Origin of the sequence: Rhizobium skierniewicense Ch11 (assembly GCF_023757665.1) — a bacterium.
Lineage (GTDB): Bacteria > Pseudomonadota > Alphaproteobacteria > Rhizobiales > Rhizobiaceae > Agrobacterium > Agrobacterium skierniewicense.
The window spans coordinates 16,805-35,834 of the sequence record NZ_RXPG01000029.1; the positions used below are offsets into that span (position 1 = coordinate 16,805).

General features: G+C 57.9%; 16 protein-coding genes and 1 tRNA gene. 9 read left to right on the forward strand and 8 right to left on the reverse strand.

Annotated features, from left to right (window positions below; all coding sequences use genetic code 11):
* Nucleotides 1-170: 170 nt before the first annotated feature.
* The 5 genes from EKM04_RS18450 to EKM04_RS18470 form a co-directional block, all read right to left on the reverse strand.
* Nucleotides 171-950 carry a class I SAM-dependent methyltransferase gene (locus tag EKM04_RS18450; RefSeq protein WP_183896611.1) on the reverse strand — a complete coding sequence of 260 codons (780 nt, stop codon included), beginning with the start codon at nucleotides 948-950 and terminating at the stop codon, nucleotides 171-173.
* Between the two features lie 41 nt (nucleotides 951-991).
* Entirely contained in the window at nucleotides 992-2,758 is a 1,767-nt protein-coding gene (locus EKM04_RS18455; protein WP_183896612.1) for a hypothetical protein, read from the reverse strand.
* A gap of 217 nt (nucleotides 2,759-2,975) precedes the next feature.
* Nucleotides 2,976-3,052 (reverse strand) — tRNA-Arg (locus tag EKM04_RS18460).
* Between the two features lie 211 nt (nucleotides 3,053-3,263).
* Complete coding sequence (locus EKM04_RS18465) at nucleotides 3,264-4,730, reverse strand: ATP-binding protein (protein WP_183896800.1); 1,467 nt, start codon at nucleotides 4,728-4,730, stop codon at nucleotides 3,264-3,266.
* Nucleotides 4,731-4,914: 184 nt separating this feature from the next.
* Entirely contained in the window at nucleotides 4,915-6,927 is a 2,013-nt protein-coding gene (locus EKM04_RS18470) for a methyl-accepting chemotaxis protein (protein WP_183896613.1), read from the reverse strand.
* A 372-nt stretch (nucleotides 6,928-7,299) separates the two neighbouring features.
* On the opposite strand from EKM04_RS18470, the gene rpmH reads away from it, so the two are divergent.
* From rpmH to yihA, 4 genes are read left to right on the forward strand one after another with little or no spacing between them, the layout of a single operon-like run.
* Nucleotides 7,300-7,437 (forward strand): 50S ribosomal protein L34, encoded by a 138-nt coding sequence (gene rpmH / locus EKM04_RS18475; RefSeq protein ID WP_042616368.1) that lies wholly within the window; start codon nucleotides 7,300-7,302, stop codon nucleotides 7,435-7,437.
* Nucleotides 7,438-7,469: 32 nt separating this feature from the next.
* A complete protein-coding gene (rnpA, locus tag EKM04_RS18480) occupies nucleotides 7,470-7,853 on the forward strand; it encodes a ribonuclease P protein component (protein ID WP_174151962.1) in 384 nt (127 codons plus the stop codon).
* Nucleotides 7,853-9,658: a membrane protein insertase YidC gene (yidC, locus tag EKM04_RS18485; RefSeq protein WP_174151961.1), complete on the forward strand. Its 1,806-nt coding sequence runs from the start codon at nucleotides 7,853-7,855 to the stop codon at nucleotides 9,656-9,658. The genes rnpA and yidC overlap by 1 nt, the downstream gene beginning before the upstream one ends.
* Entirely contained in the window at nucleotides 9,655-10,323 is a 669-nt protein-coding gene (gene yihA, locus EKM04_RS18490; RefSeq protein ID WP_174151960.1) for a ribosome biogenesis GTP-binding protein YihA/YsxC, read from the forward strand. Before yidC ends, yihA begins: the two co-directional genes overlap by 4 nt.
* Before the next feature lie 38 nt (nucleotides 10,324-10,361).
* Here the strand turns inward: yihA and EKM04_RS18495 are convergent, their stop codons facing one another.
* On the reverse strand, nucleotides 10,362-10,742 hold the full coding sequence (locus tag EKM04_RS18495) for a hypothetical protein (RefSeq protein ID WP_183896614.1): 381 nt from the start codon (nucleotides 10,740-10,742) through the stop codon (nucleotides 10,362-10,364).
* Nucleotides 10,743-10,956: 214 nt separating this feature from the next.
* On the opposite strand from EKM04_RS18495, the gene argB reads away from it, so the two are divergent.
* Entirely contained in the window at nucleotides 10,957-11,841 is an 885-nt protein-coding gene (gene argB / locus EKM04_RS18500; RefSeq protein ID WP_174151958.1) for an acetylglutamate kinase, read from the forward strand.
* Between the two features lie 10 nt (nucleotides 11,842-11,851).
* Here the strand turns inward: argB and EKM04_RS18505 are convergent, their stop codons facing one another.
* On the reverse strand, nucleotides 11,852-12,769 hold the full coding sequence (locus EKM04_RS18505) for a DMT family transporter (RefSeq protein WP_174151957.1): 918 nt from the start codon (nucleotides 12,767-12,769) through the stop codon (nucleotides 11,852-11,854).
* 105 nt (nucleotides 12,770-12,874) lie between these two features.
* Here EKM04_RS18505 and EKM04_RS18510 point away from each other — a divergent pair, with 105 nt between their 5' ends.
* The 4 genes from EKM04_RS18510 (at nucleotide 12,875) to cysK (ending at nucleotide 16,154) form a co-directional block, all read left to right on the forward strand.
* Entirely contained in the window at nucleotides 12,875-13,588 is a 714-nt protein-coding gene (locus tag EKM04_RS18510; RefSeq protein WP_174151956.1) for a pyrimidine 5'-nucleotidase, read from the forward strand.
* A 103-nt stretch (nucleotides 13,589-13,691) separates the two neighbouring features.
* On the forward strand, nucleotides 13,692-14,297 hold the full coding sequence (locus EKM04_RS18515; protein ID WP_183896615.1) for an EF-hand domain-containing protein: 606 nt from the start codon (nucleotides 13,692-13,694) through the stop codon (nucleotides 14,295-14,297).
* 121 nt (nucleotides 14,298-14,418) lie between these two features.
* Nucleotides 14,419-15,042: a LysE family translocator gene (locus EKM04_RS18520; protein WP_210290111.1), complete on the forward strand. Its 624-nt coding sequence runs from the start codon at nucleotides 14,419-14,421 to the stop codon at nucleotides 15,040-15,042.
* A 143-nt stretch (nucleotides 15,043-15,185) separates the two neighbouring features.
* Nucleotides 15,186-16,154 (forward strand): cysteine synthase A, encoded by a 969-nt coding sequence (gene cysK, locus EKM04_RS18525; RefSeq protein WP_183896617.1) that lies wholly within the window; start codon nucleotides 15,186-15,188, stop codon nucleotides 16,152-16,154.
* Between the two features lie 1,312 nt (nucleotides 16,155-17,466).
* Here cysK and EKM04_RS18530 read toward each other — a convergent pair.
* On the reverse strand, nucleotides 17,467-18,999 hold the full coding sequence (locus EKM04_RS18530) for a YifB family Mg chelatase-like AAA ATPase (protein WP_183896618.1): 1,533 nt from the start codon (nucleotides 18,997-18,999) through the stop codon (nucleotides 17,467-17,469).
* Nucleotides 19,000-19,030 lie beyond the last annotated feature (31 nt).

The window sequence follows — 19,030 nt, forward strand, 5'->3', positions numbered from 1 at the left end:
TGACGATCGATCGCCTTCGTTACCAACTGTCTCCCTTATTACAGAACTGCCGACCATAGGCCAGCGGCCACGGCACCATCGGTGACGCTTTTCGCCGTGGTGTGTCGCAAGCGCCGCAGAGGACCGTTGGCGCAGGAGCGCCATTGCCAGATATCGCAATAACGGTCAGATTATAAATGAAGTGTCAGCGGTGGAATTTGGGGAGCCTTCTCGACAAGGACCAATCCACGCGCGAACTTGATGCTCGCGATGGATTTTGCCAGCGCGATCACTTCGTACTGATGTCTCGACCCTGGCAAGTGAACGGCAAAGTCGTTGTAATTATAATCTTCGAAAATGCTGTTTTGAATGTCGATCAGCATCTTGAAGAATTCGACAGTCGTCACCGGCGCGTCGCGGAAAGCATCGGTATGCCCCCAATACATGCACTCCAGATCTTCAACGAAGTAAATACCGGTGTCCTTGAGCCCATTGGTGAAAAGCCCGTTGAAGGACGCGATCTGATGCGAGGCAATATGGCTACCGTCATCGATGATGATGTCGAACGGACCATATTTGTCGACAACCGATTGCAAGAAGCTTGGATCGCTCTGATCGCCGATTTCGACATGGATGTCGTGTTCAGGCGCGTTGAAGCGTGCGCAGCCTTCGTCAATGTCGATTCCGACAATGACCGCTCCGTCTCCGAAGAAACGTCTCCACAACTGCAAAGACGCGCCTTTGTAAACGCCAATTTCAAGAACACGGGGTTGCTTGCCGTGATATCGTCCAAACTCGCGGTCATAGGTCTGAAAATAGCCAAGCCATTTGTGCCCCCCTGGAATCGTCGCCCACACCTGGCCGGAGACGGTATTATCGACGCTCGGGAATGGCGGAACTTTGGTGCCTTCCCACGCAACTCTCTTGCGCATGTCTTCGGTCAGCAGGTTATGAATGGTTCTGGATGGCATGATTTTCCTACGTTCTCGGTTGTAATCCGGCGATCAAAGGGTTAAGCGATTTTCACGGCATGTAACGGATTGCCGAGCGACAGGTTGTTTTTTTGTTCTCGCTGCAAGGCGGCGAGCTTTGGACCCCAGGCAGGAATAAGCTCTGCGATTGCATCTGCCGCAATTTTCAGGTTGTCCAGCGTCGGCATGGTCGTGGGCGGATCGAACCGATCGAGCCCCGCCATGACGTGACCGAACGTCTCGCGCATGGCAGAGATGATCATCCGTGCAAGGTCACTGAATTCGTTGTCCTGCTGCAAAACCTTGAGGCGATGATTATCGAGAACGGTCAGGACGGCCGATCCATCGAGAGACGCGTTCAGGGCTTCGAAGAAAATCCGGTATTCGTGGAAGTCCTTGAGGACAAGCGTCTCAGGACGGTATTCACTGGCGTTGGCAAGTTTGGGTTCGCCCATCAGAACGCAAGGCGTGATGGCGTTCCCGCGCCCCATCCGCTGGACGATTGTTCCCAAAGACCTGCCAGTCCCAACGAAATCGACGAGCAGATTTTGACGTCCCAGCTTGCCCTGAAAATAGGCCTCGTATTCAGCGGATTCGATGTAGCAGACCGATCTGGAAATGCGGACGTATTCCGAGTGTGGGATTCCGGCTTTGGCAAAATGGCGTGAAGACACCATCTCGTGCCAGAGGTTACAGTCGCGGGCGGCCATCAAGATCTTGTCGGCTCCCTGCTGCTCGACCAGCAGCCTGATCCAGAACGTGCCGAGGATCATCAGCGGGATATTGACCGAGGCCTGAGCATTCAACGCATGGCGAATATGGATGTTGGGGTGAAACGCATGCAGGCGCGTTTCACGCACGGCATGCGCATATGGCCCCAGACCGATAGCATGGAGAATTTCCTCGGTCCGGTCCCATTTGGAGATGGTCACGAAATTCACGCCGATACCAAAGCTCGAGGGGCTGATGATATCGGCCTGTATGTTGTCACCGAAATGGCTGCGCAGATCATAAGTCTCGAGAATTTCGGGCCAGATCAGCTTGTGGTGCTTGCCGTAATTGCTGAGATAAAGCTTGTTATCAAGGCCACATTTTTCCTTGAGGACGCGCTCGATAAAGGCAAAGGGCAGATACATGTCGGAAATGACGATATCGTCGGCATTGACCCGTGCCACCACATCACCAATCGGGAAAAGGTGATCCCACTCCTCCTCAAGCTCCATCCACTTGAGCACATTCGCCTGCTTTTCCGTGAGAAAACCGTCGGCGACCATCATCGTGTAGATATCATCGAGCCCGTATGGGTGGTGCCCGAACACGCTCATTTCCACTCTGTGGCGTTTGTCCGCAAAGCCCGCGACACCGGCCTTGCGCTCAACGATATGGAAAATTTCCAGGGGATCATGGCAGCGGCGGGCAACCAGCGTATCGAAAAGATCGAAGCTCTGGATTTTGGTATGGCTGTCGGATGAATTCTCTTCGAGAATGTGGAAATTGCTGGTTTGCTCGTATCCTGATGCAGGATCGCGAAAATAACCGCCGAGCCTGATCACGCCATCCTTGGCGGGCTGCAAGGACAACCGGCATGTTATCCCGCCATCCTTGTCAAGGATGTTGACACACTGTCCATCCATCTCCCAGAACATTTCATTCGGGTGACTGTAGCCAATCAGGAAACCGTTCTTGTGGAACACGAAGTCTTCACTGATCACCGTATCGTTCTTTGCGACCCGGAACGTAAATGTTCTTGAAAGAAGCTGGTCTGCGGTAACGGACATGGAACCTTTCGGCTCCGACATATCGATCATCTGTTGTTCCGCCTGTGGAATATAGAACAACATTAGGGTTTTAAGCTTGCCTCAGCCTAACCAAAACAGCCAAGTCTAGCCGTGACAAAACAAGCATTACTTCGGACGGGAAATAATCGAGCAAAGGCTCGGTCTTTATCGCTCAATGCCACACCAGAAACTGTCACATCCGGGACTTGTATTGCGACAATCAATACTGAGATTTTTAAGCAGAAAGTGGCGCACCCGGAACGATTCGAACGTCCGACCCTCAGATTCGTAGTCTGATGCTCTATCCAGCTGAGCTACGGGTGCTTGCCGTGGAAACGTGTTCCGTTGGCGTGGCGATCCTCTAAAACGTCCGGGGAATGAATGCAAGTCATTTCACTGGAAAATTGTCATTTTCCTGCAATGAAATTTGCAAGCCATTGAAATCGATCATGATTTGATAGGACTGCAGCAGAGGTCCGAAACTGGCCGTCGGCTGTGGCCGTCCGCCCGCCGCGCCGAAAACAGGCGCGTCCATTCACTCGGACAGGCTCGAATGCTGGTCGGTCTTCGGGCTGTCGGGGATTTCGATGCGAAACTGGGTGCCGTTGCCGGATTTTTCCACGAGCGCGATCGTTCCCTTGTGGGCGAGCACCAGCTCCCGAGCGATGACCAGACCAAGACCGGTGCCACCGGAGCGAGCTGAACCACGGAAGGCAGAGAACAGGTTCTCTCTTGCCTTTTGCGGCATGCCCGGGCCGTTGTCATCAATGACGATACTGACCACGTCTCCATTGCGCTGCGCCGCAATCGTCAGCCGTTTATCGGGGTAAACCTCGCCACTGGCCTGTTGCAGCGCCTGCACGGCATTGCGACAGAGATTGTAGAGGACGCGGAACAGTTGCTCGCCATCGGCATCGATGAGCGTGCCCGGGGCAACATTGTCCACCAGATCGATCTCAGCTGCGGGATCGATGGCAATGATGTCCTTAACGTCCTGCACCAGTTCACTCAGGTCTGTCAGCCGCCTTTTCGGCGTACCTTCTGTCGCCTGCCCATACACGAGAACCGCGCTGGTATAGCCCACGGCGCGATCAATCGTACGCAGAAGCTTCGGGGCAAAGCTTCGCACCATCGGGTCCTCGACATCCACCAGACGGTCGGACATCAGTTGCGCCGACGACAGGATGTTGCGCATGTCGTGGTTGATCTTGGAGACGGCCAGCCCGAGATCGGCGAGGTTTTTCTGCTGTTTCAGGGTCTTCTGGAGCTGGGTCTGCATATCCGCCAGATGTCGCCCGGCCACGGCCAGCTCGTCGCTGCCTTCCTCAGGCTTGAAGACGTTGGCGGGATCATCCGGCTGCTCGGAAAACACCTGCATACCTGCGGTCAGTCGACGGATCGGGCGAATGAGAATGCGGTTGATCGAGACGAAAATCAGGCTGGCGGTGATGAGTGAGAGTGCTACCGAGATCATCAGCACGTTGCCCGCATAGGCGATCATGGCGGCACGCAGTTTATGCTCACCGATAACGATTTCGATGATCATGTTGCTATCGCCGATGACGTCGAACACGCGAATGACACGGTCACCGCCAAAGAGAAGCACGGAGAAGGCATCGCGCACGGCTTCCAGTTGCGAAACGCCCGACAGATCATACTGATCGTCGACGCTCGGCGGCACTTCGGTGGCGGCCAGAAGCGTCGAGGTCCCGTCCTTCTTCAGCGCAATCAGCTTGGCGCCGGTGGCCAGCAGGGTGTCGTCCTGGACGCTTCTGGGCAGTTCCGTCTGCAAGCCATCAATAACGATGCCAGCCGCCGCAGCGGTGTTCAAGCGATCGCGCAGCCATGAGAGGCGCATATTGGCAACAGAGGGGACGAAGATCAGCACTTCGGCAATCATGACGAAGATGACCGTCAACAGCAGCAGACGACCGGACAAGCCCTTCGTCAAGGCGGGTACCTCGGTCTGCGGGTCCGCAGTCTGACGGTCGGTCCTGTTCATGACGGTCGAAAACACCAGGCCTGTTCCTGTTGATGTGTGGCCTCTGGTTTCATATCGGCGCGGGCTCGTAATTCCAAGAGATATTAAGGCGCCCGCACCGTTTTCCAAGCTGTCGCGATATCAAGGTCAAACAAAAACGCCGCCATCTCTGGCGGCGTCGTGATGATCTTGTCTTCCGTGAGGCTTAAAACTCCTGCCACTCGTCCCTGGATTGAGCACGTGCGGCATTGCCATTGAAGGCACGCGAAACATTTCCCATCATTTTGCGTGCAGGAGACGCGACCGGAGCAGAGCGATGAGACGCAGCCACAGGCCGGTAAGAGGATGCCGGCGCGGTTTCATTGCCCAGGCGGAAGCGTCCAACCAGCGAGACGAGGTTTTCGGCTTCGCCGCTGAGCTTGTGGGTCGCAGCCGAGGTCTCTTCCACCATGGCGGCATTGCGTTGCGTGACCTGATCCATCTGATTGATGGCCGTGTTGATTTCCTGAAGGCCGGTCGACTGTTCCTTGGCGGCGGTCGCGATCGAATGGATATGGTCGTTGATACCGAGCACGCGGTTTTCCATCTCGTCCAAAGCTTCGCCCGTGCGCTTGACCAGCGTCACGCCACGACCAACCTCGTCACCCGACTTGGTAATGAGTGTCTTGATGTCCTTGGCCGCGTTTGCGGAGCGTTGTGCAAGCTCGCGGACTTCCTGGGCCACGACTGCAAAGCCCTTGCCGGCCTCACCGGCGCGCGCTGCTTCCACGCCAGCATTCAACGCCAGAAGGTTGGTCTGGAAGGCGATCTCGTCGATAACGCTGATAATCTGGCTGATTTCACGCGACGCCTGCTCGATCCGTCCCATGGCCGTGACCGCATCGCGCACGACCTTGGCGGATTCGGTCGTCTTTTCCTTGGTTTCGGAAACCATCGCACTGGCTTCCTCGGCGCGCGCGGTGGAGCTGCGAACGACTGCCGTAATTTCGTCGAGAGCAGCGGAGGTTTCTTCCAGAGCCGCCGCCTGCTGTTCGGTCCGCTTGGACAGGTCGTCTGCGGCGGAGCGCAGCTCGTTGGCATTGCCATTGATGCTTTCGGTGCTGCCACGAACTTCGGAGAGGGTGCCCTTCAGCTTGGAGAATGTCTCGTTCACATTGGATTGAAGCTCGGCAAACACGCCCTGAAAACTGCCGTTCATCGTCTGCGTCAGGTCGCCCTGAGCCAGGCTTTCGATGACGCGCCCGGTCTCGGTCACGCCGGTCTCGACGCTCAACAGCAACGCGTTGATGTTGGTGGCGAAGCGGTTGAGGTTGTCGTCACCGTAGTCCTTGGTGATGCGTCTGGTGAAATCACCGGCAGCAGCCGCACTCACGACCTCGGCCATACCCGCCTGCAAATCATCGCTCTTGGCGCGCATTGCCGCTTCCTGCGCGTTCATGCGGCGCACCTCCAGGCCGTTGCGTTTGAAAACTTCGACGGCATCCGCCATCTCACCGATTTCGTCCTTGCGGCCAAGATAGGGAACGTCTGTGTCGAGCTTGCCCTCGGCAACAGACCTCATTGCGTTCGACACGTTGAGGATCGGCGCGCTGAGTTCCTTCGAGCCGATGTAAAGACCAAGGACGGACGCGGCGATGACACCACCGGCTGTCACGAAGACGACAACGAGAAAAATCATCTCGCCAAAGTTTTCGGTGCTTTTCTTGACTGCGGAAAGCTCTTGAATGTCGGATTTCACGACGGCATCGATATCGGCCTGGTAGGCCTTACGGTTTTCACGGTTGGCTTCGTTGTTGCCCTGCGTGTTGGCATCCTGAGGGCTGACCTCGCGTCCCAGACGCGCCGTTTCCGTGCGGAATGTGCGGAAATCCGCGAAACGCTTTTCGATATTGGCAAATGCCGCGACCTGACTGGCGGGAACCCGTGGTTTCCAATCCTTCAGCAACGCATCCATGTCGTTGAGGTTTTTGAGGATGCCATCGCCGAATTTTGCGGCCGCTTCCTTGTCCTTGGCCGCATAAACACCACGCGCCTCCATGACGACAGCAGTAACAAGACGGTTCAATGTCTCTCCACGGCGCGCTCTGTCAGCAATCGCATCCAGAGCGACAGTCTGTGACTGGTATTCCTTGACCGCATAGATCGACAGGCCGCCGATCGTGCATGCCACGAGACTTAAAAGCCCCACCAGAAGATTAATTTTTCCCCGAATTCTCACTGCGTACCCCCCTTACAAAGCGCCCCCCCTCACACGGATGTGAGAACGCAGACGAACCGATAGTTCGCCATGACAACATTTATCGATCTACTCTTAAAAATTAATTTCGAATTTGATCGGTACCTGCTTTACTCTTGAAATGAAGACCTTACCGCCGGAGTTACATGACGTGGTGGCTTAAACTCGCATTGACGTGGCCAAACGTACGGTGCGGGTTTGGCCGGCAGCGATTGACTTTCCAGGCCGTAAGCCCTTATAAGCCCGCACGTTCCGGCATTTTGCGCTTGCGCCGATGGTCTGAACGTCAATCGAAACGCTCTTGTCCCACAAGGGGCAAAGTCAAGAAGGGCCGCACCCCGCGGTATTAAATAAATGTCTAAGCGTACTTTCCAGCCATCCAAGCTTGTTCGCAAGCGTCGTCATGGTTTCCGTTCCCGCATGGCAACTGCCGGCGGTCGCAAGGTTCTTGCCGCTCGCCGCACACGCGGTCGCGCACGTCTTTCGGCCTAATTGGGCCTTAAGCCCGATGAAAGTCGTGGCATATGACGCATGATAGACACATACCCGGTCGGTTGAAAAACCGACCGGAGTTTCTTGCTGTCCAGGCAGGAGAAAAAAGACGAGGCAGCACTTTCCTTCTCGAAGTGCTGGATCGGAAACAGCCCGAAACCGCTCCAAGGGTCGGTTTCACCGTGACGAAACGGCAGGGAAACGCAGTTGAGCGCAACCGCATGCGACGCCGTTTGAAGGAAGCCGTCAGGCTTTCAGCCGGGTCTTCCATGAAGCCCGGACTTGACTATGTGATTGTCGCCCGCAGGGATGTATTGAAGACCGAATTTGCCGTACTGGAACACTTGCTCAGAGAGCGGATCGAGGGACGCGCGAAATCGGGCCGCTCCCGGGAGACCCGCTCCAGGAAAGAATGATGGAAAAAAACCGCAACTACTTCATCGCGATCGGCCTTTCGGTTGTCATCGTACTAGCCTGGCAGTTCCTGTACATGAACCCGCGCATCGAGCAGCAACGCCGCGCCGAGGAGGCGCGTCAGGCTCAGCAGGCGACCCAGCAGAGCCAGCAAACAACGACGAACGCCGCACCCGGCGCGCCGACGCCCGCAGGGGCGCTGCCCGGCGCAACCGCCCAGCAGGCGGCAACCGTTTCGCGTGACGAAGCACTCGCCAAGTCTCCCCGCGTTCAGATCGACACCAACGCCATTCAGGGTTCCATCAATCTGACCGGCGCACGTCTGGACGATATCCGCCTCAAGGATTACCACGAGACCGTGGACGATTCGAGCCCGCTGATCACCCTGTTCTCGCCCTCAGACACCCGAGACGGTTATTTTACCGAACTCGGTTACATCGCCGGTGAAGCGGTGGGCACGGTTCCCGGTCCCTCCACTGTCTGGACGGCGGCTTCCGGTTCCAAGCTGACGGAAACGACACCGGTTGCGCTGACCTTTACCAACGATAAGGGCGTGGTCTTTACCCGCACGCTTGCCATTGACGATCACTATATGATCACCGTCACCGACAAGGTTGAAAATCCCGGCCAGGAGCCGATTTCGTTTTCGACCTATGGCCGCATCACCCGCAACAACAAGCCTGCCACCCCTCCGGTCTTCGTGATTTTCGAAGGCTTTCTCGGCGTTGCCGGTGCAGACGGAAGCCTGACGGAAGAAAGCTACAAGAATATCGAGGAAAAGCCCTTCACCTCGCCCAAGGCTACGGGCGGCTGGCTCGGCATTACCGACAAGTATTGGGCAGCAGCGATTGTTCCCCCGCAGACCATTCCTGTCGAATCCCGCTACACCCATTTCACAGATGGTCAGCCGCGCTATCAGGCCGATTACCGTGCAGACGCAGTCACCGTTGCTCCGGGCCAGTCGATCGAACTGAAGAACCTCGTCTTCGCGGGCGCCAAGGAAGTTCCTCTGGTCGATCGCTACGAGGCTGAGTACAGCATTCCGAAGTTCGATCTTCTGATCGACTGGGGCTGGTTCTACTTCATCACCAAGCCGATGTTCAAACTGATGGACTTCTTCTTCCGTCACATCGGCAACTTCGGCGTTGCGATCCTTCTGACCACCATCGTCGTCAAACTTCTGTTCTTCCCGCTGGCTTCCAAGCAATACGCTTCGATGGCCAACATGAAGCGCATGCAGCCGAAGATGGAAGAGCTCAAGGCCAAGCACGGCGATGACCGCATGGCCATGCAGCAGGCCATGATGCAACTCTACAAGGAAGAGAAGATCAATCCGGTGGCCGGTTGCTGGCCGATGCTTTTGCAGATTCCGGTGTTCTTCGCGCTCTACAAGGTCATCTACGTCACAATCGAAATGCGGCATGCGCCGTTCTTCGGCTGGATCCACGACCTGTCAGCGCCAGATCCGACATCGCTCTTCAACCTGTTCGGTCTTCTGCCTTACGACGTGCCGCACTTCCTGATGATCGGCGTCTGGCCCATCATCATGGGTATCACGATGTTCATGCAGATGCGGATGAACCCGACGCCTCCAGATCCGACACAGGCGATGATCTTCACCTGGATGCCGCTGATCTTCACCTTCATGCTGGCGTCGTTCCCTGCCGGTCTCGTCATCTACTGGGCGTGGAACAACACCCTGTCGATTTCCCAGCAGGCCGTGATCATGAAGCGCCACGGCGCCAAGATCGAGCTGTTCGACAACATCAAGGCGTTGTTCAAACGAAAGCCGGTGGAAACCAAATGACGGGCGACAGCAAAAGCGGCCAGCCGGCGACGGAAAAGCCGCTCTTCGGGCGGCCCTGGATTTTCATTCGCGGTGTGCCCGCCATGAAGTTTCTGCCACCTGAAGGACCGCCTGAGATCGCCTTTGCCGGGCGCTCCAACGTGGGCAAGTCGTCGCTGATCAACGCGCTCGTCGGCCATAAGGGGCTGGCGCGCACGTCGAACACGCCGGGCCGCACACAGGAACTGAACTACTTCGTTCCTGAAGGCTATTCCGGTGAAGCGGGCGATCTTCCGCCCATGGCGCTGGTCGATATGCCGGGTTACGGCTATGCGCAGGCGCCCAAGGACCACGTGGATGCCTGGACGAAGCTGGTGTTTGATTACCTGCGTGGACGCGCGACCTTGAAGCGCGTCTACTTGCTGATCGATTCCCGCCACGGCATCAAAGCCAATGATGAGAATGTTTTGAACATCCTCGACAAGGCGGCCATATCCTACCAGGTCGTGCTGACAAAAACCGACAAGATCAAGGACGCCGGCGTCCCGCGCCTCATCAGCGAGACCATGGAGAAAATCCGCAAGCGTCCGGCGGCCTACCCCGAGGTTCTGGCAACATCGTCAGAGAAATCGTCAGGGTTGGACACCCTTCGGGCTGAAATCGTCCGGACGGTGAGTGTCGGCTGAGAATAATGAGGTGGCGACAGTCACCTCACACCAGCCGCTCAAGCGACTGCAAACAGCAGCACGATCGCCCAAAGCATCGCCGCAATTGTCGTCAGTCGCCAGAAGCGCGCAGAATTCCAAAGCGACAGGACGATCGAAAATCTCCCGTAGATACTGCGGTGCAGCCTGTCGTGCGGACGGCGCAGGGCGTGGTCCAGAGACGCGTCCCTCACATAGTTAGAAAACACCCGACGCTCCCGCCTGTCGTTTTCTGCAAGGCCAGTCTTCCAGCGACGCACGGTCGCGGCGAACTGACGGTCCGTTTTGATGCGTCTGGCAAGGACCGCCCGGGCATCGTCGGATAAGGCTCCCAAAACATATTCGCCTGCTAGCACCTCATCGCGCAACCCGCTTGGCTTCTCCCGATCCGGCAAGGTCATTCGTCGTCGAACTCCTGGCTTGGTGCGTAGCCCAACCCGCTGGCGACGCACATCTCCCCTGTTGCAAAGCTGGTCCGATTGGTCTCGCATGTCAATCGTTGCTGATAAACGACGCGATCACGTTTCAACTTTCTGCGGTCGCATGACTGTCCGTTGTTTCATCCGTCAAAAACTTGGGTTAAAAGCGCCACAATCAACGACGAGGTTCTTTCCCATGACGTCTTCCGAAAGCGAAATGCAGGCTCGACTTCTGGCGCAAGCCCTGCCCTTCATGCAGAAATACGAGCACAAAACCATCGTCGTGAAATATGGCGGCCATGCCATGGGCGATACGAGCCTGGGCAAAGCCTTCGCCGAAGACATCGCGCTCCTCAAGCAATCGGGCATCAACCCCATCGTCGTTCACGGCGGCGGCCCGCAGATCGGCGCCATGCTCTCCAAGATGGGCATCGAATCGAAATTCGAGGGGGGCCTGCGGGTCACCGATGCCAAGACGGTCGAAATCGTCGAAATGGTTCTGGCTGGTTCGATCAACAAGGAAATCGTTGCCCTCATCAACCAGACTGGCGAATGGGCCATCGGCCTGTGCGGCAAGGATGGCAACATGGTCTTTGCCGAAAAAGCGAAGAAGACGGTCATCGACCCCGACAGCAACATAGAGCGCGTTCTCGACCTCGGCTTCGTCGGCGAAGTGGTGGAGGTGGATCGCACGTTGCTCGACCTTCTCGCCAAGTCCGAAATGATCCCGGTCATCGCACCGGTGGCGCCTGGCCGTGACGGTGCGACCTACAACATCAACGCCGACACCTTTGCCGGTGCCATCGCAGGCGCGCTGCATGCCAGCCGCCTGCTGTTCCTGACGGATGTCGAAGGCGTTCTCGACAAGAACAAGGAACTGATCAAGGAATTGACGGTCTCGCAGGCCCGCGCACTGATCAAGGACGGCACGATTTCCGGCGGCATGATCCCCAAGGTCGAAACCTGCATCGAAGCCATCAAGGCGGGCGTTCAGGGCGTCGTCATCCTCAACGGCAAGACGCCCCACTCGGTTCTGCTGGAAATCTTCACGGAAGGCGCGGGCACGCTCATCGTTCCCTGAACCTTGTCGCTCAGCCAAATGCGAGCAACGACAAAACGCCGAGCACGATCAACAGGCATCCTGTCACTTCCAGCCTGTTGATTTTTTCCTTGAAGAAAAACACCGTCGAGGCGAAGGCGAACAGCATTTCGACCTGCGCCAGCGCCTTGACCACCGCAGCGTGTTGAAGCGTCATGGCGGTGAACCAGCCGAACGAGGCAGTTGCCCCCACGAACCCCACAGCAATGCCCGGTCTCCACGCTTTGGCGATACGCGGCAATTCGGAACGCTCCCGCCAGACGAGCCAACCCAGCATGCACAGCGTCTGTAGGACGATGACCACGACCAGCGTGAAACTCGCCTGCATCATGGCATCCGGTCTTTCCAGACTTGGGGCAAGCGAAAGTGACGCAGAGCGATAGGCCACCGACGACATGCCGAAAAAGGCACCGGATGCCAGCCCGATGCCTGCGGTGCGGCTGAAAATCGACGTCAGAATGGATGTCGGGGACAGCTCTGTTCGCGCCACGGAAATCAGCATCACCCCTGCGACCGATATCGCAATGGCCAAAACCGTGCCGGAACTGACGCTCTCGCCGACGACAATCAGGGCGATGATGGCGGCCTGTGCCGGTTCCGTGCGGGAATAGGCCGTGCCCACTGCAAAGTTTCGCAGGGAAAACAGGTGAACCAGCAAAAATGTCGCGACGATCTGCGCCATGGCGCCAACGACGGCCCATATTGCGAACGTTGCGTTGGTTGACGGAAGCGGCTTGCCCAAGCCAAAGTGCAGAAAAGCAAGGTAGGCAAGCGCAAAGGGCACGCCGAAACCAAAGCGCATGAACGTCGCACCCGTCGTTCCCATGCTGGCCTTCAGGTGCTTTTGCAAGGTCGAGCGCAAATTTTGCAAAAACGCGCTGACAAAGGTAATGCCGATCCAGAGTTCCATGACATGGCGGTATCATGGGCTTTGCGCGTCCGCCAAGGTCGCTTTTCTCACACGGCGTCGCCTTTTCCGTTTTCTTTGCGGTCCAGCCGTTGCATAAGAATGGGCATGAGCACGAAACCGAAAAATGCACCTGACGCCGCCGCTTTCTCCCATGTGACCGAATGGGTGTTCGATCTCGACAACACGCTTTACCCGCATGAGGTGAACCTGTTTTCGCAAATCGATACGAACATGACGGCCTATGTCGCCGAACTGCTGAACCTGGAGCCCGACGAGGCGCGCAAGCTTCAAAAGCACTATTACCATGAGCATGGCACGACGCTTCAGGGGTTGATGATCCATCACGGTATCGATCCCAATGCTTTTCTGGAGCGGGCCCATGCCATCGATTATTCGATGCTTGCCCCAAACCCGGAGCTGGGTGAGGCGATCAAGGCGTTGCCGGGCCGCAAGTTCATTCTGACCAATGGCAGTGTGCCGCATGCGCAGGCGGCAGCCGGTGCGCTGGGTATTGTCGACCATTTCGAGGATATCTTCGACATCGTCGCGGCCGATTATCTGCCCAAGCCCGCCAGCGCGACCTATGAGAAATTCGCAGCCCTTGCCAAGCTCGACACGAACAAGGCGGCGATGTTCGAGGACCTGCCGCGCAATCTCGTGGCACCCAAGGCGCTGGGCATGAAGACGGTGCTGCTGGTGCCGCGCAACCTCGAAGGCGTCATCATGGAGCGCTGGGAAATTCCCGCCGCAAGCGACGAGCACATCGATTTCATCACCGATGATCTGACAGGCTTTCTCAAGGCATTGCCGATGGCCTGACCTGCATTACCGATTTGTCATGCACATTGCTGATGTTTAACTGGTGAAGGGAGAACGGCGGCACTACCTTTCCATCAGGGACAGCATTTGAAAGGTACAGACCATGACAATTCGTAAATTTGCCCTGACAGCTCTTGGAGCGGCGCTCGTGCTCGGCACAACCGCACCCATGTCAATGGCGGCACCGCGCGGCCCCGGCCGAGACGGCCCGCCCATGCGCCCGGAACTGGCCTATGTCTATCTTTTGAAGATGGCGGACACGAACAAGGACGGCAAGGTTTCCAAGGAGGAGTTCGCAGCGCGCCAGGATGCGCTGTTCACCGAGATCGACGCCAGCAAGGACGGTTCGATCACGCCAAAGGAAATGCGCGACTATCGCCGGGCAAAGATGGAGGCATACCGCGCCGCCAACCCGCGCCCAGAGCGTGAAGACGCCAAGGGTCCCGATGGCAAGAAGGGTGGCCCGGAACAGGCCGACCACAAGGGTGAGCCAGGCCGCAAACACGAAGGACGCGAAGGCGGCCGGGGTGGCATGGGTGGTAAGGGCGGCAAGATGAACGGCATGTTCGCCATGGCCGATACCGATGGCAACGGCCAGATCAGCAAGGCCGAATTCACGGCCGCTGGCGAGAAAATGTTCACACGCCTTGACAAAAACACTGACGGTGTAATCAGCATCGACGATATGCCTGATCGCCCGTTCCTCTGATCAGACCGCTTGCCGAATGATTTGCAGCAAAGCCCGCCTCGTGCGGGCTTTGTCCGTTTCGGGACCGGTCTGTTCAAACGCTGTCGTCATGCTATAGCGATATCTCCTGTTTTCGAAGGATATGATCGTGAGCATCGCCAGCCTCCTCGCCTACGCCACCGCCCTTTTCATTGCAGCGGCCATTCCCGGCCCAGGCATGACGGCCATCGTTGCGCGGGCTCTGGGCTCGGGCTTTCGCGAAACCTTCTTCATGGGGCTGGGTCTGGTGCTGGGCGATATGGTCTATCTGACCGCCGTCATCCTGGGTCTTGCCTTTTTGGCACAGACCTTTCAGGAGGCCTTCATGGTCTTAAAGATAGCAGGTGCCATATACCTTCTTTATATCGCCTGGAAACTTTGGACAGCAGGAATTTTGCCGAAGGATCTGCAGGCGAAGAAGAGCACCAGCATCGCCATGTCGTTTCTATCGGGACTGCTCATCACGCTGGGGAACCCGAAGACCATGCTGTTTTACGTGGCGCTGGTGCCGACGCTCATCGATATCCGCGTGATCGGTAGCACCGAATACATCACCCTGCTGGCAGTGACCTTCACCGTGCTGATGGCAGTGCTGCTGCCCTACATTCTGCTGGCATCCAAGGCCCGGGCCCTGTTGAAGCGCCCCAGCGCGCTGACCATCCTCAACCGTACCGCCGCCGGGATTCTGGCGGCAACAGCAGCGATGATCGCCACGCGCGCGACCTGAAATGATCGTGTCGACAAAGCTGCAATTTTGAGAACGATATGCCAGGAATGACTCCACATACGCATTCTCATTCTCTAGCGTGATCGGACCATTCCTCCTATTCTGCGCAAAATTCTGATGCATTTGCACAATGGGAGCCTGTCATGTCTGAAGCCAGAAAACCGGGACGCGGACGGATCTATTCCTCGATCACCGAAACGATCGGTGACACGCCGCTGGTGCGTCTCGACAAGCTGGCCAACGAAAAGGGTGTCAAAGCCACCATTCTGGCGAAGCTCGAATTCTTCAACCCCATTGCTTCGGTCAAAGACCGGATCGGCGTTGCCATGATCGAAGCGCTGGAAACGCAGGGCAAGATTACCCCTGGCGTGACAACGCTGATCGAGCCCACGTCAGGCAACACGGGCATTGCGCTTGCATTCGCTGCGGCGGCAAAAGGCTACAAGCTGATCCTGACCATGCCAGAGACCATGTCGATCGAACGGCGCAAGATGCTGGCGTTGTTGGGTGCCGAACTGGTTCTGACCGAAGGCCCCAAGGGCATGAAGGGCGCGATCTCCAAAGCGCATGAACTGGCCGAAACACTGCCCAATGCGATCATTCCGCAGCAATTCGAAAACCCGGCCAATCCTGATATCCACCGCAGGACGACGGCGGAAGAAATCTGGAACGATACCAATGGTGATGTCGATATCTTCATTTCCGGTGTCGGCACGGGCGGCACGATCACCGGTGTCGGTCAGGTTCTGAAATCCCGCAAGCCTGAGATCAGGGTCGTGGCCGTCGAGCCCGCCGACAGCCCGGTTCTTTCGGGCGGCTCCCCCGGCCCGCATAAAATTCAAGGTATTGGCGCGGGCTTTGCGCCCAACGTTCTCGATATGAAAATCTACGACGAAATCATCACCGTCACCAATGATGAAGCCTTTGAAACCGCCCGCCTCGTTGCCCGCCTCGAAGGTGTGCCTGTGGGCATTTCCTCCGGTGCTGCGTTGTCGGCTGCGAGCAAGATCGGCGCACGGGATGAGAATGCGGGCAAGACCATCGTCGTGATCATTCCGTCGTTTGCCGAGCGGTACCTGTCGACGGCCCTGTTTGAGGGTTTGGGATTTTGAGCGTTTTTTCGGTTCGTTGATGGAGCGGTAAGGGTGAGGTGCGCTCCGTATGACGATTCTTACGAACGTCGCGGATGTGGCTTACCCCCTCTGCCCTGCCGGGCATCTCCCCCACAGGTGGGGAGATCGAATCGCGGCTAACTCTCGCTCCTCTTGAACGTTGAAGATGAGGCGGCTGCGTTCTCCCATAGCCATCCTGTCAAAAATCCCGGCCAGCCTTTTGCGCAGGCTTCGCCGTTCACGCGGCAGCCTCTGCCCGTGGTGTGCTTTCTTCTCAGGGTCCACAGCCTCATCGGCCATGGTATTCGGACGGGGCGCTGCAAGCTGCCTCGTTGGGTAGTCTAATATTGGCACCTTTCAGCGCCCCGTTCAGCGGTTTGTGCCCGCCAGCGATCCTCTTGCCACGGCTGGCGCATCCCGGATGGCAAAGGGCCGAAACCCTGCCGGTTCACCGGTCGGACATGTTCAAGGTCCAACCCTTTACCTCCGGGCGGCGGGTGCTTCGTTGCCGAAACATTCCACCTGCCAGTTCGGCCGCACCTGCCCTTTCTCCCCCTTCGAGGATGCCGGGCAGATGCAGCGTTTGCCTGTGTACCGCCTGACTTTCGCTTCAAACTCCTCACGGTCGCGTTCGACCAGGAGCCGATGAGCTGTCGGTACACCCGGCGGCGGGCGGACAGGAGCGACACTGCCTGGATCTCGAAACCCGTCTGGATATTCGAGGCAGGCATGCCGATCCGGTCCGAATATCGGGGGCGGTGCACCGGCCGGTCCGAAACCGGTGCCACGCCCCACCCGTTGCCGCCGGGGGGATTCGCTGCCGGACCCCGGCGATGAGGGGTTGCGTACCCCCTCACCACCAGCGCCGGTTCCGCCTCGCCGCAACGCCTTGCGGTGTATCCGAGGGCGGAACGGGACCAGTGTGCGGTCGATTCGCGAGCCGTGGAGAAAACTGCGGGGTGTTTTTTGCTGTTTTTTCAGATTTTCATTTAAGGTACTGATTTTGTTGGGAAGTAATTTTGATGAGGATCTGAATGTGCCGTTCCCCCCCTGCCCTGCCGGGCATCTCTCCCTCAAGGGGGGAGATCCGCTGGGGGCATTATCATTGGACGTCTTAAAAGTTGCGGCGGGACGAGAGCATGTTTTGCCAGAGCTATCGTTCCGACCGTTACGTTCGGAGCATTGAGTATGCCTTTTGTTGATCTGCACACCTGTGGGGGAGATGCCGGCAGACAGTGGGGGTGAACGCCACCATCGGCGCTTCTCCTGTGACTGGCTTAGGATGACAATAAGGTTCGCTCGTGATTTCCCCTCACGCTGCCGCCGTCAATCGCTCACCTGCGATGCGATAGGAAATCGCTTCGGCCAGATGGATGCGGCCGACGGTGGGCTTGTCGTCCAGATCGGCCAGGGTGCGGGCGACCTTGAGGATGCGGTGGTAGCCTCTGGCGGAGAATTTCAGTTTTTCGGCGGCGTCGCGGAGCAGTTGCAGGCCTGGCGCATCGGGTTCACCGAATTTTTCGATCAGCGCCGTTGAGCAGCGGGCGTTGGTGCGGATGCCGTTGAAACCGGCGGTCGCGAAACGGTCCTGCTGCAGATCACGAGCGCGGGCGACGCGGCGGGCGACATCGACGCTGGCTTCGGCGGCCATGGGGCGGATGAGATCTGCGGCCGAGACAGCCGGCACTTCGATGCGGATATCGATGCGGTCCATCAGCGGGCCGGAAATGCGCTGCTGATAATCTGTCAGGCAGCGCGGCCCTCTGGCGCAGGTAAAGCCGGGCTCGCCCGCCATACCGCATTTGCATGGGTTCATGGCCGCAACGAGCTGGATTTCTGCGGGATAGCTGACGCGATGATTGGCGCGGGCAATGATGCACTCACCGGTTTCCAGTGGCTGGCGCAGCGCATCCAGCGACTGCGGCGAAAATTCCGGGAATTCATCGAGAAAAAGCACGCCGTGATGGGCAAGCGAGGCCTCCCCCGGCCGCGCCCGCAGGCCACCACCAACAAGGGCTGCCATGGTGGCGGAATGGTGCGGGGTGCGGAACGGGCGACGATCCGACAGCTTGCCGCCGGACAATTGCCCGGCAATGGAATGGACCATGGAGACTTCCAGCAATTCCGCCGCCGACAGCGGCGGCAGAATGGAGGGAAGGCGTGAGGCCAGCATGGATTTGCCCGAACCGGGCGGACCGACCATGAGCAGATTATGCCCTCCGGCGGCGGCCACCTCCAGCGCGCGCTTGGCGCTTTCCTGCCCCTTGATATCGGCAAGATCCGGCAGGTTTGCAGGATGGGCGCGGATGGCTGGAACCGGTCGCGAAAGACGCTGTGTGCCGCGGAAATGATTGACGAGAGCGATCAGGCTGCGCGGAGCGAGAATATCGAAGTCGGCACCGGCCCATGCCGCTTCTCCACCGCTGTCTGCCGGGCAGATGAGACCTTTACCCTGCCCGTTTGCGCCGATGGCGGCCGGCAGCGCGCCAGACACGGCGCCAATGGTCCCATCCAGATTAAGCTCGCCCAGAACAACATAGGAACCCAGCGCATCCGCAGGAATGGCACCCAAGGCGGCCATCAGGCCCAGCGCGATGGGCAAATCGAAATGACTTCCCTCCTTGGGTAAATCAGCCGGTGCGAGATTGACCGTGACTTTCTTTGCCGGAAGCGCCAGACCAGAGGCATGCAAGGCCGCCTGCACCCGCTCCCGGCTTTCGGCAACAGCCTTGTCCGGCAGGCCGACGATCTGCATGCCGACCTTGCCGGGTGCGACCATGACCTGAACTTCGACCGGCACGCCCTCTATGCCCTGAAATGCCACCGTATTGACGCGCGCAACCATGAAAGCCCCCAACAGGCGGACTTTAGAAAAC